This is a genomic window from Neisseria sp. P0022.S010 (assembly GCF_051956635.1).
The window spans coordinates 1-319 of sequence record NZ_JBQCXF010000965.1; the positions used below are offsets into that span (position 1 = coordinate 1).

General features: G+C 48.6%; 1 protein-coding gene. It reads right to left on the reverse strand.

Annotated features, from left to right (window positions below; genetic code table 11):
• A partial coding sequence (locus tag ACTHUT_RS22355) for a transposase (protein ID WP_440420004.1) occupies nucleotides 1-319 on the reverse strand: 319 nt, incomplete at both ends.

Consider the following 319-nt stretch of genomic DNA (forward strand, 5'->3'; position numbering starts at 1 on the left):
ATATCGGTTACGTTTGGTTTGCGCTTCCGTCAGCGGATGTTTGCGGTGTGCTTTGCGCATAATACCGTCTAACAACTGATGCTCTTTCAGATGTTGCCGGTTTTCCTCACTGTCATAGCCTTTATCGACATAGACGGTCGTACCTTTGGGCAGACCTTCCAACAAAGGCGACAGGTGTTTGCACTCATGGGCATTGGCGGGGGTGATGTGCAGTTTCTCGATATAGCCTTCCTCATCGGTACGGGTATGTTGTTTGTAACCGAGTTTGTAGAGGCCGTTTTTCTTTATCCAGCGGGCATCTTTATCTTTACTCGGTGTG